Raw genomic sequence first — 12892 nt, 5'->3', positions numbered from 1 at the left:
GAAAAGAGACGCCGTGCGTCGGCATCGCAGCTGCCACAGATTGCGTCGCGAAGTACAATCTTATGAGGTGCCATGCAAGCATTGCACGTATCACAGGGCAATGAGTGGGGTCGGGCGGAGCTGCGTATGGCGCGGCGCAGATCGCGGGGCCTGATCTGGTGTGTTGCGCTGTTTAGTGCTGTCGCCAACCTTCTGCTTTTGACGGGCCCGATTTATATGCTGCAGGTCTATGACCGGGTCCTTTCCAGCAGGTCGGTCGAAACGCTGGTCGTGCTTTCTATTCTGGCGGTGTTCCTGTTCTCTATTCTGGCGGTGCTGGATTTCGTGCGCGCACGACTGATGGTGCGCGTTGCCCTGAGGATGCAATCGCATTTGCAGGCGCGTGTGTTCGACGCGGGATTGCGCCACGCGATGGCAGGATCCGCGCGTGATGCGTTGCCACAGGCGCTATGTAATCTGGGAACAGTGCAGCGGGTGATGGCTGCGCCGGTCACGATCGCATTCGTTGACCTGCCGTGGGTGCCGTTGTTCTTGTTGTGTATTTTCGTGTTTCACTCATGGCTCGGGTGGCTGGCGTTCGGTGGTGTCGCGGCGCTGCTCGCGTTGGCGGTGCTGAACCAGACCTGCAGCCGGGACGCCGCGCCCAAGGCGGCGCGATCTGCCGCCATGGCGACCGGAATGGCCGACGATCTGGGCGCAGCGTCAGAAACTGTGGGCGCGCTGGGGATGCGGCATACTGCATATCACCATTGGTCAGGCCGTCAGGCGGAGCGGTTGCGGCTAGAGACCGGGATCGGTGACATCAGCGGCGGGTTTTCCGCTGCGTCGCGCGCGTTGCGTTTGATTTTGCAGTCGGCGATTCTGGGCCTAGGGGCCTATCTGGTGCTGCGCGGCGCGTTGTCTCCGGGGGCGATGATAGCGACTTCTGTTCTGACGGTCCGCGCGCTGGCCCCGATCGAACAGATCATTGGCGGATGGCCGTTGGTCCGACGCGCCACCAACGCATGGCAGGCGTTAAGTACGCTATTGGAAACCTATCCGGCGATATCGCCGCGCGCTGCGTTGCCAAAACCAGAGGCGAGGCTGCATGTGCGCCACCTCAGCGTGGCACCGCCAGAGACCCGAATGCCCGCGCTGCGCGGCGTAGGATTCGAGGTCGCGCCGGGGCAGGCGGTCGGTGTCATCGGAGCGTCAGGAGCAGGCAAGACTGCACTGGCGCGGGCAATCGTCGGTAGCTGGAGACCGTTCTCGGGGCAGGTCCGGCTGGGCAATACCCCGATAGAAGCGTTTGGCGCGGGGCAGATGGGCAGCCATGTGGGGTATCTACCGCAGCGGGTGGAACTGTTCACCGGGACGGTCGCAGAAAACATTGCGCGGACGGACCCCGACGCCACCGTGGACGCTGTGACCGCCGCCGCACGCCGGGCAGGCGCACACGAGATGATCCTGGCGTTGTCCGAAGGCTATGACACCCCTCTCTGCCCCAGAGGCGGGCAATTGTCGGGGGGGCAGGTGCAACGGATCGCTTTGGCGCGCGCAGTGTACGGCGACCCGGTTCTGCTGATCCTTGATGAGCCGAATTCTAACCTCGACAATGCAGGGGTCGCGGCAATCAACACGGCAATCCGCCAATTCAAGCAGGCGCAAAAGGCCGTTCTGGTCATGGCGCATCGTCCTGCCGCCATTCAGGAATGTGACCATCTTTTGTGGCTTGAGGATGGTATCCTCAAGCAATTTGGAACCCGCGATGAGGTTTTGCGCTCAGCGGTGCGCAATCACGCGCAACTGCTGGACGGCGGCCATCAGCGGCACATAGCTGACGGTGCGGGGCCGTGAGGACGGGATCGGATCTGGCGGATGCTCCGGTGCGCGGCTTCCTGACCCTTGGGGCGCTGGCGCTGGTGCTGCTGATCGGCGGCTTTGGGGTCTGGGCATCGCAAGCGCAGATCGCAGGCGCCCTTGTTGTGCCGGCGCACGTGGTGTCGTCCGAGCCGTCGCATGTCATCCAGCATCCGCGCGGAGGGGTGGTAGCACAGGTCAATGTACATGAGGGGCAACGCGTGGCGGCTGGAGAGATATTGCTCGTGTTGGATGCGGCCGATTTGCAGTCGGAGCTGGCATTGGTGCAGGCGGAGCTGAATGAAGTGCGCGCACGTCACGCAAGGCTGGTGGCAGAGCGCGATGGCGCGGCGCGCATCCGGTTCCCCGATGATATGGCAGCAGACGATCCGGCACTGGCGGACGTCATGGCGGGACAGCGCAGCCTGCTGCGCGCGCGCGACGCCCTAGACGCGGAAATCGGGACGCAATTGGACCAGCGGATGCAGCTGATCGCGGCCCAAATCGCCGGACTGGAATCGCAAAAGGATGCCGTCACGACACAGCAGATGGTGATCGCAGAAGAACTGGAGGATCAACAGGCGTTGCTGGATAAGGGTCTGGCGCAGGCGGGTCGGGTTCTGGCGTTGCGTCGGGAAGCGGCGCGGTTGGCAGGTGTTGCCGGTGATCTGGCTGCACAGGTTGCACAGGCTCATGCGCGCATCGTCGCGTTGCAAACGGAACGGCAGACCTTGCGCACCCGGCGGCGCGAGGAAGCGATCAGCAAACTGCGCGATATTCTGCACCGCGAGCGGGTTTTGCGCGAACGGTCGCGCGCGTTGCGTACCCGGATTGCGGCGCAACGGCTGATTGCCCCGGTTGACGGCTGGGTGCATGACATGGGGAAGCTGACCCGTGGAACTGTGGTGCAGCCTGCCGTCACGATGATGCAGATCGTTCCATTCAACCGCATTTCGCACATTGAGGCTCGGGTCGACCCCGGCCAGAGAGACCGGGTATCCATGGGGCAGCGCGTGACATTGCGGTTTCCCTCTTTCGACAAGGGCACGTCGCCGGAACTGGAGGGGCAGATCACGCATCTGTCTGCTGATGTGCTGATCGAGGCGACCACCGAGAGGGCATATTACCGGATCGAGATTGCGCTGGCGGGCGATGCTGCGACACAGCTGCCCGAGGGGATCGTGCTGATTGCCGGCATGTCCGCAGAGGCATATATGCGCACCGGTGATCACACGCCGCTGGAGTATCTGATCAAACCGCTGGGCGATTACGTCAACCGTGCGCTGCGTGAATGACGCCAGATTGCCATTTCCATTCGGCGCAATGGGCGTTAGCGTCCGCGCGAAATGCAATCCCTTTCGGAGGATATCGGAATGAGCAAATTCGAGGAAAAACTGGCCGCGATGGGTGTCACATTGCCCGACGCCCCGGCGCCAGCAGCCAACTACGTGCCCTATGTGCAGGTCAGGGACATGCTCTATGTGTCGGGTCAGATCTCCAAGGATGAGAGCGGCCTTCTGATCGGTAAACTGGGTGACAACATGGACACGGCTGCCGGTGCGGCGGCGGCGAAGGTCTGTGCGATCAACCTGCTGGCGCAGGTCAAGGCGGCATGCGACGGCGATCTGGACCGTCTGGTCCGGGTGGTCAAGCTGGGTGGCTTTGTAAATTCGACGCCGGATTACACCGAGCAGCCCACCGTCATCAATGGCGCATCTGATTTCATTGGCGAGGCGTTGGGCGAGGCGGGTAAACATGCGCGCGCAGCGGTTTCTGCGGCCTCATTGCCGCTGGGCGTCGCCGTCGAGATCGAAGGCATCTTTCAGATCAAATGACATTGCTACCACAGGCGTTTCGCGATGTGCCGGTGGCGCATCGCGCTTTGCATGATCTGGGTGCGGGCCGCCCGGAAAATTCCCGCGCAGCGATCCGCGCGGCGATGGATGCAGGGTACGGTATAGAGATCGACCTGCAACTGACACGCGACGGGCAGGCGGTGGTGTTTCACGACTATGATCTGGAGCGCCTGACAGGGACGACAGGCAAGGTGCAGCAAACCAGCGCGACCGCGTTGGCGGCGACACCGCTGCGCGGAAGCCGCGAATGCGTGCCGAGTTTCGCCGAAGTGCTGGAGTTGGTGGCTGGCCGGGTGCCGCTATTGGTTGAGGTGAAGGACCAGCACGGCGAGATGGGGGTGACAGATGGACGGCTGGAGGCCGCCGTCGCTCGGGAGGTGGCGGGATATGCAGGGCCGTTGGCGCTGATGTCGTTCAACCCGCATTCGGTGATTGCGCTGGCAGACCTGTGCCCTGACGTATCTCGGGGGATCGTGACCAGCGGCTACAGTGCCGATGCGTGGCCCGAACTGCCTGACGACCGTCTGCGCGCACGGCTGCGTGACATCCCGGATTTCGATACGGCGGCGGCGTCATTTATCAGTCACGAGGTCAGCGACCTTGATCGTCCGCGCGTGGCTGAGATCAAGGCAAGCGGTGCCGCGATCCTGTGCTGGACCGTGCGCAGTGCCGCACAAGAGGCCGAGGCGCGACGCATTGCGCATAATATCACCTTCGAGGGATACCGGGCCGCGATTCCGGCTTGATCCCGCGCGCGGACACCACAGATTGGGCATGGCGAGGCATAATGAAGCCATGACAGACACCGAAGTGATCATCGAGACCCACGACAGCCTGTCGGACATCGTCGCGCGCGATTGGGATGGGTGTGCCTGCCCCGAGGCTGTGAGCGGTGCCCGCCCCATCGACCCATTTACCACCTATCGTTTCCTGTCGGCGTTGGAGCAGAGCGGGTCGGTCGGACCGGGCACCGGCTGGCAGGCGCAATACATGACAGTCCGACAGGGCGGAGAGGTGATCGCCTGCGCGCCGCTCTATGCCAAATCGCACAGTCAGGGCGAATATATATTCGATCACAATTGGGCACATGCCTATGAGAGTGCCGGCGGGCGCTACTATCCGAAAATGCAGATCGCGGTGCCCTTTACGCCTGCCACCGGACGACGGTTTCTGACCCGGCCGGGGTTCGAGCACGTGGGCCGCGCGGCGCTGGTGCAGGGCGCGGTACAGATGGCCGAACGACACGGGCTGTCATCGCTGCATATCACGTTTTGCACCGAGGACGAGGCGGCGGCGGGGGCTGCGATGGGTTTGATGCCGCGCAGCAGTCAGCAATTTCACTGGGTGAATGCTGGCTATGACAGCTTTGAAGGCTTTCTGGCGCAGCTGAACGCGCGCAAGCGCAAGAATATCCGCAAGGAACGCCGGACCGCGCAGGATTTTGGCGGCGAGATCGTGGCACTGACGGGTGATGACATCAAACCCGCACACTGGGATGCGTTCTGGCAGTTCTATCAGGACACTGGCGCGCGCAAATGGGGCACACCGTACCTGACACGGGCGTTTTTCGACATCGCACAGGATACGTTACGGGATGATATCCTGCTGGTGTTGGCACGGCGCGATGGGCGGGCGGTCGCGGGGGCGCTGAACATGATCGGCGCGCAGGCGCTCTTTGGCCGGTATTGGGGCTGTATCGAGGATCACCCCGCGCTGCATTTCGAACTGTGCTATTACCGTGCCATTGAACACGCCATCGCTCATGGGCTGGACCGCGTCGAGGCCGGGGCGCAGGGAGAACATAAACTGGCGCGCGGATACATGCCCGTCACCACGCATTCGCTACACTGGTTGGCGGATACCGGATTCGCCGAGGCGGTCGCGCGGTATCTGGAGGCGGAAAAGGATGCGGTGGATCAGGAGATCGACATTCTGACGGCATATGGCCCGTTTCGTAAGACAAAGGTGGAGGATAACCTGTGACCGACAAACTGAGCGATACCGCGCGCGACACAATGCTGGCCCCGTTGCTGGACGGCGGCTGGGCGATGGTGGAGGGGCGCGATGCGATCCGCAAAACCTATAAGTTCACGGATTTTGCCGAGGCGTTCGGGTTCATGACCCGAGCTGCGATCTGGGCCGAGAAGTGGGATCACCATCCCGAGTGGTCGAATGTCTATAACCGGGTGGTGGTGACGCTGACCACGCATGATGTGGATGGGCTGAGCGCGTTGGATGCAAAGCTGGCACGCAAGATGGACACGCTGGCAGGATAGCTGCGGTAGGCTTGGGGGTTTCACCCCCAGACCCCCAGGATATTGACGGCAAGAAGAACCAGAGCGGTTCGGGACTATCTCGAGCTACGAGTTCGCCCCGAAACGTTTTGGGGCGTGGGGCGCTCTGCTGTGCTACAGATTCAGAGGGACGCGAGCAGGGCTTCGCCGCCCGAGACCTCGCAAGTGCCGGGGTTTTCTTCGGCCTGCATTACGGTCACGGTGCCGTCCTCTACCACCATGGCGTAGCGTTTGGAGCGGTCGATGAGGCCTGCCGGCGGGGCAGAGAATTCCATGCCGATGGCCTTGGTGAAGGTGGCCTCGGGGTCGCCCAGCATGGTAATGCCTGCCTCTGTCGCGCCAGTGGCTTCGCCCCAGCTCTTCATCACGAAGGGGTCATTGACACTGACGCAGATGATTTCGTCCACACCCTTGGCGTCGAAATCGGATTTTGTGCGCACGAAGCTGGGAACATGGGCCGAGTGGCAGGTGGGAGTAAAGGCGCCTGGCACGGCGAAAATCACCACCTTGCGGCCAGCCAGCTTGGTGGCCAGATCGACGGGGGCAGGGCCGTCGGCGCCCATTGCTACGAGGGTAGATGCCGGAACGGTGTCGCCTTTGGTGATCGTCATTGTCGTATCCTGTCTGTCATTTGTAATTGGCGTTGTTATAGATATAGGCGCTATGCAGCAGATGTTAACTCTTTAAATCAGCAGGAGAGCGGGATGACCAATGTCGTTGTGATCGGGGCCGGACAGGCGGGATCGTCACTGGTGGCGAAGCTGCGGAATTCGGGCTTTGAGGGGCAGATCACACTTATTGGTGAAGAGGCCGCGCCGCCCTATCAACGTCCGCCATTGTCCAAAAAATACCTATTGGGTGAGATGGCGTTGGAGCGGCTCTATCTTCGGCCAGAAAGCTTTTATAGCGAAAACGGGATTGAGCTGCGTCTGGGCGAGCGGGTCACGGCGATTGATCGCGAGGGGCGCGAGGTGCATGTCGGCGAGGATCGGTTGCCGTATGATCATCTGGTTCTGACGACAGGTTCGACGCCCCGGCGGCTGCCTGCATCGATCGGCGGCGAACTGGATGGCGTGTTTGTTGTGCGCGATCTGAATGATGTGGATGCGATGGCGCCGCGGTGCGTATCCGGTAAACATGTGTTGATCGTCGGGGGGGATATATCGGACTGGAAGCGGCGGCCGTGGCGGCCAGCAAGGGGCTGAAGGTCACGCTGGTCGAGATGGCGGATCGGATCCTGCAACGGGTCGCGGCCCCCGAGACGTCAGATTACTTTCGCGCGCTGCATACGTCGCATGATGTCGACATCCGCGAGGGGCTGGGACTGGAGACATTGCTGGGCGAGGGCAGCGTGACCGGTGCGCGTCTGAGTGATGGCAGCGAACTGACGGTTGATTTCGTGATTGTCGGGGTGGGTATTGCCCCCGGCACCGGGCTGGCGGAAATGTCGGGACTGATGATCGAGAACGGTATCAAGGTGAACGCGTTGGGCCAGACAAGCGACCCGGCGATCTGGGCGGCGGGTGATTGCGCATCCTTTCCGCATAATGGCGGACGCAGCCGGCTGGAGAGCGTGCCAAACGCGATTGATATGGCGGAATGCGTGGCCGAGAACATCATGGGTGCGCAAAAGACCTATGTGCCGCAGCCGTGGTTTTGGTCGGATCAATATGACGTCAAGCTGCAGATTGCCGGGCTGAACACTGGCTATGACCGGATCGTGACGCGGCCGGGTGACGCTGAGGGATCGACCTCGTTCTGGTATTACAAGGGCGACACGCTGTTGGCGGTCGATGCGATGAACGAGCCGCGCGCCTATATGGTCGGCAAACGGTTGATTGATGCAGGCAAGTCACCCGATCCGGCAGCGGTGGCCGACACTGGAACCGAGTTGAAGGCGCTGTTGCGCGGGTGAGAATCATTGGTGGCGATTTTCGCGGGCGGCGGCTTGCTTCGGTCGGCAAGGGGGACGTGGTTGCGCAATTGCGCCCTACGGCAGATCGGGTGCGCGAGAGCCTGTTCAACGTATTGAGCAATTCGCATGGTGCGCCGCATCCGGATGCGCGTGTGCTGGACCTGTTCGCGGGTACCGGCGCGCTGGGTCTGGAGGCGCTGTCGCGCGGCGCGGCGCATGTGTGTTTTGTCGAGAATGGGCGCAAGGCGCAGGGGCTGTTGTCCGAGAATATCGCGCTCTGCCGGGCCGAGGACGAGACACGCGTGCTGCGTCGGGATGCGCGGCGGATTGGCGCTCTTGATGGTGCGGCATTTGATCTGGTGTTTCTTGATCCACCTTATGCGCGCGGTCTGGGCGAGCAGGCGCTGGCGGCGGCGCTGGCCGGGGGGTGGTTGGCCCCCGGTGCGTTGGTCGTCTGGGAGGAAAGCGCGGTCGTCGCCCCGCCTGCCGGCCTGACGGTGCTGGACGCGCGGCGCTATGGCGATACGCAGATCACGTTGCTGGAGCATACGGGCCTCGCGGCCTGAGCCTTTGCACCCTTAGCGCGGCTGGATCAGGATCGCGCGGAAATCGTTCACATTGGTCAGTGTCGGCCCGGTCACAACTTGCCCACCGATGTGTTCGAAAAAGTGATGCGCGTCGTTATCGGACAACGCTTGCGCAGCGATGACGTCCTTTGCCGCTGCCTGCTTCAGCGTATCAGGACCAATCAGTGCGCCCGCTACCTCGGCTGCACCATCGACGCCATCGGTATCGCAGGCAATCGCGTGAATGCCGGGCGCTGCGTCCAGTGCGATGGCCAGTGCCAGCGCATATTCCGCGTTTGGTCCGCCGACGCCGTTGCCGCGCCGGGTGACGGTCAGTTCGCCGCCCGACAGTAGCAGAACGGGGGGCGAGCCGGGCGGCAGGGCCGCTTGTCTGTCCAGCGCGGCGGCGGCATGGGCACGAGCCACATCGCGCGCTTCGCCTTCCAGCGCGTCACCGAGAATGTCGACCTTGATGCCTGCCGTCTGCGCCAGTTCGGCGGCGGCTGCCAGCGACTGCGAGGGCGCGGCGTAGATCACGTTCTGCACATGACTAAGGCGTATGTCTTCCGGGGCCAGTGGCGCGCCGCCTGCGGTCAGATACGTGGTGATCGATGCAGGCGGCGTGACGTTCCAGCGGTTCAATGCCGCCAATGCGCGCGCGGCGTCGCCGGTACTGCCCACGGTCGGGCCGCTGGCGATATCGCCGGGGTCGTCACCGGGTACGTCGGAGATCATCAATGCCAGCATGCGGGCAGGGTATGCGGCGGCGGCTAGCTTGCCGCCTTTTACGGCCGATATTTGTTTACGGATGCCGTTGATCTCGCCAATGGGGGCACCGCTGGCCAGCAGCGCGTCGGTCAACGCCTGTTTTTCGGCCAGCGTGATATCGCCCGCAGGTGCGGTCAGCAAGGCAGAGCCGCCACCGGAAATGAGCGCGAGGACGAAATCGTCCGCGCCCAAACCTGACACGAGGTCGAGCATTCGGCGCGTGGCCTGCATGCCTGCGGCGTCGGGCACCGGATGTGCGGCCTCGACAATCTCGATCCCGGCGCAGGGGCGGGCATATCCATAGCGGGTGATGACCAGCCCCTCGCATGGACCCCACGCGGCCTCGACCGCCTCGGCCATGCGCGCCGATGCCTTGCCCGCGCCGATGATCACCACACGCCCGGCGGGTTTGGGAGGCAGTACGGCGGCGAGACTCTGCATTGGGTCGGCAACCTCTACCGCGCGGTCAAAGAGCTGGCGCAGCAAACTGGGGGCATCAAGGGTCATGGGGGCCTCTTCATGGGGGGTTCAGGGGGCACGTTAGCGCCACCAACGCACGTAAGACAGCCCATTCCCGGCATCCGCGCGTGCATTTGCGCAGCTTGACAAAGTGGGGGTGGCGCGCGACAGACGCGGCCATGATCATGACCTTTCTATATGTGGCGCTGGGCGGTGCGATGGGGGCTGCGGCGCGGTTTGGCGTCGGGCTTGGCCTGGTTCGCCTCAGCGGGCAGGGCTTTCCCGTGGCGATTCTGACGGTGAACATCATCGGATCGTTTCTGATGGGAGTGTTTGTTGTGCTGTCGTTTCACAAGGGGTTGGGCGGGCTGAATCCGTTCGTAATGACTGGCCTGTTGGGGGGCTTCACGACGTTTTCGGCATTCTCGCTGGAGGCGTTCACGTTGTTCGAGCGCGGTCAGGTCTGGGCGGCGGGAACATATGTGGGCCTGTCCGTAATCGGGTCGATCGGTGCGTTGATGGTCGGTGTCTGGATAGCAAGGAGCCTATGGGCATGAGTGGTGTACAGACTTTGCATGTGTCGAGCGACGATGGCGACCAGAGGCTGGACCGCTGGCTGCGCCGTCAGTTTCCGCATCTGAGCCAAGGGCGCATTGAGAAAATGTGCCGCAAAGGTGAGTTACGCGTCGATGGCGGCCGGGTGAAACCGGCCACGCGGCTGGAAATCGGACAGGCGGTGCGTATTCCGCCACTACCGGACGCTGCCGAGGCTGCGGCCTTTGCCCGCGCGCATGTCACGGATGCGGATGCCAAGATGATCCGCGCCTGTGTTATCTATCGCGACGATCACGTGATCGCATTGAACAAACCGCCCGGCCTGCCGGTGCAGGGCGGATCCAAGCAGCATCGCCATGTTGATGGGCTGTCCGAGGCGCTACGCTTTGGCATGGAGGAAAAACCGCGGCTGGTGCATCGGCTGGACAAGGATACATCGGGTGTGCTGGTTCTGGCGCGCACCCGTGAGGCGGCCAAGGGGCTGACGGCTGCCTTTCGTCATCGTAACACGCGCAAGATTTACTGGGCTGCCGTTGCCGGTGTGCCGACCCCGCGCATGGGCACGGTGAAGTACGGGCTGGTCAAGGCGCCGGGGCATGGTGCCAAGGGCGAGGGCGAAAAGATGCACTGCATCCATCCACGTGAAGTGGAGGCGACGCCCGGCGCGAAACACGCCACCACCGATTTTGCCGTATTGGAGGCGGCGGGCAGCCGTACCGCATGGACGGCGCTGGTGCCGATCACCGGGCGCACCCACCAATTGCGGGCGCATATGGCCGAGCTGGGGCACCCCATCGTTGGCGACGGCAAATATGGTGGCTCGGGGCAGGAGAATCTGGGCGATGGTTGGGGCGCGCAGCTGGGGGGCGATATTTCAAAAAAGCTGCATCTGCACGCACGCAGCCTGATCATCGAACATCCGGTTACCAAGAACATGTTGCATCTGACCGCGCCCATGCCCGCGCATATGGCGCATACTTGGGACATGTTCCAATGGTCGGCAAAGGATGTGCCGATTGATCCATTCGACGAGGACGAAGTATGACGCGGCCTTTGCGTCTGATCATCTTTGATGTGGACGGCACGCTGGTGGACAGTCAGGACGATATCACCCGTGCGATGACACGCGCATTCGAGGGTGTCGGCGCGCCGGTTCCGCCCCGCGAGGCGATCTTGGGGATTGTCGGGCTGTCGCTGGATGTGGCGATGGTGCGACTGGCCCCCGATCTGGACATGGCGATCCATGCGCGCATGGTCGATGGATACAAGGCCGCCTATATGTCGCTGCGCGCAGAGGCAGGTGCGGCGCAATCCTCTCCACTGTACCCCGGTGCCCGCGACGCGCTGGAGACGTTGAATGCCACACCCGAGACATTGCTGGGCGTGGCAACGGGGAAATCGCGGCGTGGATTGGACAAGCTGCTGGAGGGGCATGGGCTGATGCACATGTTTGTGACGCAGCAGGTGGCGGATTTTCATCCCTCGAAACCGCATCCGGCGATGATAGAAGCCGCACTGGCCGAGACCGGCGTGGATGCACGGGACGCAGTGATGATCGGCGATACCAGTTATGACATGGACATGGCGCGCGCGGCAGGTGTCGCGGCGATTGGCGTCAGCTGGGGCTATCACCCGGTTTCCGCGTTGGCGGCTGCGGATGTGGTGATCGACCGTTTTGCCGATCTGCCCCGCACGCTGGACAGCTTATGGGAGGTCGCGACATGAGCGATTGGAAGGCCAAACGGTTCTGGAAGAAGGCACAGGTAACCGACGAGGTTGGCGGCTACGGCGTGGCGCTGGATGCACGGCCCGTCAACACGCCGGGCAAGCTGCGACTGATCGTACCGACCCGCGCGATGGCAGAGGCGATTGCCGCCGAATGGGATGCGCAGGAAGAGCATATCAACCCCAATACGATGCCGGTCACACGATCTGCCAATTCGGCGCTGGAGAAGGTGGGCGTGCAACATGGCGCAGTGGCGGACATGATCGCAGACTATGGTGACAGCGATTTGCTATGCTATCGCGCGACTTCGCCGCAAGAGCTGGTGGCGCGTCAGGCGGCTGGATGGGACCCATTATTGGCGTGGGCCGATTCGGAACTTGATGTGCGTCTGGCGGTACATCCCGGGGTGATGCATCAATCGCAAAACCCGGAGATGCTGCAAAAATTGCGTACCGAAGTGCACGCGCAAGATAATTTCGCACTGACTGCGCTGCATGATTTGGTCAGTTTGTCGGGGTCGCTGATCATCGGGCTTGCGGCGCAGCGAGAATCGCAACCAATTGAGACATTGTGGAAATTGTCTCGTATTGACGAGGATTGGCAGACCGAATTGTGGGGCGAAGATGACGATGCCAACGCCCAAACCGCACGCAAGGCTGAGGCATTTTTGCACGCCAAGAGGTTTTTTGATCTCAGCCGGGTTGCAGACCACGGGCATCTGGTAAGCTGACGCCGGGTCAACCAATGTGCGGAATCAGCATTTTTCGTGATGCAGCCCTTGACCTTTGAGAATGAATCCATCCACACTCAGCCCCGCTGAGGGGGACAATCCCTCTTACATTTCACTCCGGCCTCGTTTGCGGGGCCGTGTAAACCACCCTTCTCAACGGGTGGACAATCAGGAAGAGGTAAAC

Annotated in this window: 13 protein-coding genes and 1 pseudogene; 12 read left to right on the top strand and 2 right to left on the bottom strand. The window is 62.5% G+C overall.

What is annotated here, in order from left to right; all coding sequences use genetic code 11:
* Positions 1-126 precede the first annotated feature (126 nt).
* The 6 genes from N7U68_RS09340 to N7U68_RS09315 all read left to right on the top strand — a co-directional run bounded on the left by N7U68_RS09340 (position 127) and on the right by N7U68_RS09315 (position 5971).
* The gene (locus N7U68_RS09340) at positions 127-1836 is read left to right on the top strand and encodes a type I secretion system permease/ATPase (protein ID WP_263048932.1); all 1710 of its coding nucleotides are present in this window, start codon (positions 127-129) and stop codon (positions 1834-1836) included.
* Positions 1833-3134 carry an HlyD family type I secretion periplasmic adaptor subunit gene (locus N7U68_RS09335; protein WP_263048931.1) on the top strand — a complete coding sequence of 434 codons (1302 nt, stop codon included), beginning with the start codon at positions 1833-1835 and terminating at the stop codon, positions 3132-3134. Before N7U68_RS09340 ends, N7U68_RS09335 begins: the two co-directional genes overlap by 4 nt.
* Before the next feature lie 78 nt (positions 3135-3212).
* Positions 3213-3674, top strand: coding sequence for a RidA family protein (locus N7U68_RS09330; protein WP_263048930.1), 462 nt, complete (start codon positions 3213-3215; stop codon positions 3672-3674).
* Positions 3671-4441 (top strand): glycerophosphodiester phosphodiesterase family protein, encoded by a 771-nt coding sequence (locus N7U68_RS09325; protein WP_263048929.1) that lies wholly within the window; start codon positions 3671-3673, stop codon positions 4439-4441. The genes N7U68_RS09330 and N7U68_RS09325 overlap by 4 nt, the downstream gene beginning before the upstream one ends.
* Before the next feature lie 49 nt (positions 4442-4490).
* Positions 4491-5678, top strand: a complete 1188-nt coding sequence (locus N7U68_RS09320) for a GNAT family N-acetyltransferase (protein WP_263048928.1) — start codon at positions 4491-4493, stop codon at positions 5676-5678.
* Positions 5675-5971, top strand: a complete 297-nt coding sequence (locus N7U68_RS09315; RefSeq protein ID WP_165196141.1) for a 4a-hydroxytetrahydrobiopterin dehydratase — start codon at positions 5675-5677, stop codon at positions 5969-5971. The genes N7U68_RS09320 and N7U68_RS09315 overlap by 4 nt, the downstream gene beginning before the upstream one ends.
* Before the next feature lie 140 nt (positions 5972-6111).
* On the opposite strand, the gene N7U68_RS09310 is transcribed toward N7U68_RS09315, so the two are convergent.
* Positions 6112-6600: a peroxiredoxin gene (locus N7U68_RS09310; protein WP_165196143.1), complete on the bottom strand. Its 489-nt coding sequence runs from the start codon at positions 6598-6600 to the stop codon at positions 6112-6114.
* 93 nt (positions 6601-6693) lie between these two features.
* On the opposite strand from N7U68_RS09310, the pseudogene N7U68_RS09305 reads away from it, so the two are divergent.
* Together N7U68_RS09305 and rsmD are read left to right on the top strand one after the other, a co-directional pair.
* Positions 6694-7904: pseudogene (locus N7U68_RS09305) on the top strand (NAD(P)/FAD-dependent oxidoreductase).
* Entirely contained in the window at positions 7901-8470 is a 570-nt protein-coding gene (rsmD, locus tag N7U68_RS09300) for a 16S rRNA (guanine(966)-N(2))-methyltransferase RsmD (RefSeq protein ID WP_263048927.1), read from the top strand. Before N7U68_RS09305 ends, rsmD begins: the two are co-directional and overlap by 4 nt.
* A gap of 12 nt (positions 8471-8482) precedes the next feature.
* Here the strand turns inward: rsmD and N7U68_RS09295 are convergent, their stop codons facing one another.
* On the bottom strand, positions 8483-9745 hold the full coding sequence (locus N7U68_RS09295) for a glycerate kinase type-2 family protein (RefSeq protein WP_263048926.1): 1263 nt from the start codon (positions 9743-9745) through the stop codon (positions 8483-8485).
* Between the two features lie 131 nt (positions 9746-9876).
* On the opposite strand from N7U68_RS09295, the gene crcB reads away from it, so the two are divergent.
* The 4 genes from crcB to N7U68_RS09275 are packed head-to-tail and all read left to right on the top strand — an operon-like array spanning position 9877 to position 12708.
* Positions 9877-10254, top strand: a complete 378-nt coding sequence (gene crcB / locus N7U68_RS09290) for a fluoride efflux transporter CrcB (RefSeq protein WP_263048925.1) — start codon at positions 9877-9879, stop codon at positions 10252-10254.
* Positions 10251-11297 (top strand): RluA family pseudouridine synthase, encoded by a 1047-nt coding sequence (locus N7U68_RS09285; RefSeq protein WP_263048924.1) that lies wholly within the window; start codon positions 10251-10253, stop codon positions 11295-11297. The genes crcB and N7U68_RS09285 overlap by 4 nt, the downstream gene beginning before the upstream one ends.
* Entirely contained in the window at positions 11294-11977 is a 684-nt protein-coding gene (locus tag N7U68_RS09280; RefSeq protein ID WP_165196155.1) for an HAD-IA family hydrolase, read from the top strand. Before N7U68_RS09285 ends, N7U68_RS09280 begins: the two co-directional genes overlap by 4 nt.
* Positions 11974-12708: an ATP12 family chaperone protein gene (locus N7U68_RS09275; RefSeq protein WP_165196157.1), complete on the top strand. Its 735-nt coding sequence runs from the start codon at positions 11974-11976 to the stop codon at positions 12706-12708. Before N7U68_RS09280 ends, N7U68_RS09275 begins: the two co-directional genes overlap by 4 nt.
* Positions 12709-12892 lie beyond the last annotated feature (184 nt).

This window comes from Roseovarius pelagicus (genome assembly GCF_025639885.1).
GTDB lineage: Bacteria > Pseudomonadota > Alphaproteobacteria > Rhodobacterales > Rhodobacteraceae > Roseovarius > Roseovarius pelagicus.
This window is presented reverse-complemented; position numbering and strand designations above follow the sequence as displayed.

Coding starts and splice junctions, on each gene's coding strand:
- N7U68_RS09340 (WP_263048932.1), top strand. CDS start 127: ATGGCGCGGCGCAGATCGCGGGGCCTGATCTGGTGTGTTGCGCTGTTT.
- N7U68_RS09330 (WP_263048930.1), top strand. CDS start 3,213: ATGAGCAAATTCGAGGAAAAACTGGCCGCGATGGGTGTCACATTGCCC.
- N7U68_RS09325 (WP_263048929.1), top strand. CDS start 3,671: ATGACATTGCTACCACAGGCGTTTCGCGATGTGCCGGTGGCGCATCGC.
- N7U68_RS09320 (WP_263048928.1), top strand. CDS start 4,491: ATGACAGACACCGAAGTGATCATCGAGACCCACGACAGCCTGTCGGAC.
- N7U68_RS09310 (WP_165196143.1), bottom strand. CDS start 6,600: ATGACGATCACCAAAGGCGACACCGTTCCGGCATCTACCCTCGTAGCA.
- N7U68_RS09295 (WP_263048926.1), bottom strand. CDS start 9,745: ATGACCCTTGATGCCCCCAGTTTGCTGCGCCAGCTCTTTGACCGCGCG.
- crcB (WP_263048925.1), top strand. CDS start 9,877: ATGATCATGACCTTTCTATATGTGGCGCTGGGCGGTGCGATGGGGGCT.
- N7U68_RS09285 (WP_263048924.1), top strand. CDS start 10,251: ATGAGTGGTGTACAGACTTTGCATGTGTCGAGCGACGATGGCGACCAG.
- N7U68_RS09280 (WP_165196155.1), top strand. CDS start 11,294: ATGACGCGGCCTTTGCGTCTGATCATCTTTGATGTGGACGGCACGCTG.
- N7U68_RS09275 (WP_165196157.1), top strand. CDS start 11,974: ATGAGCGATTGGAAGGCCAAACGGTTCTGGAAGAAGGCACAGGTAACC.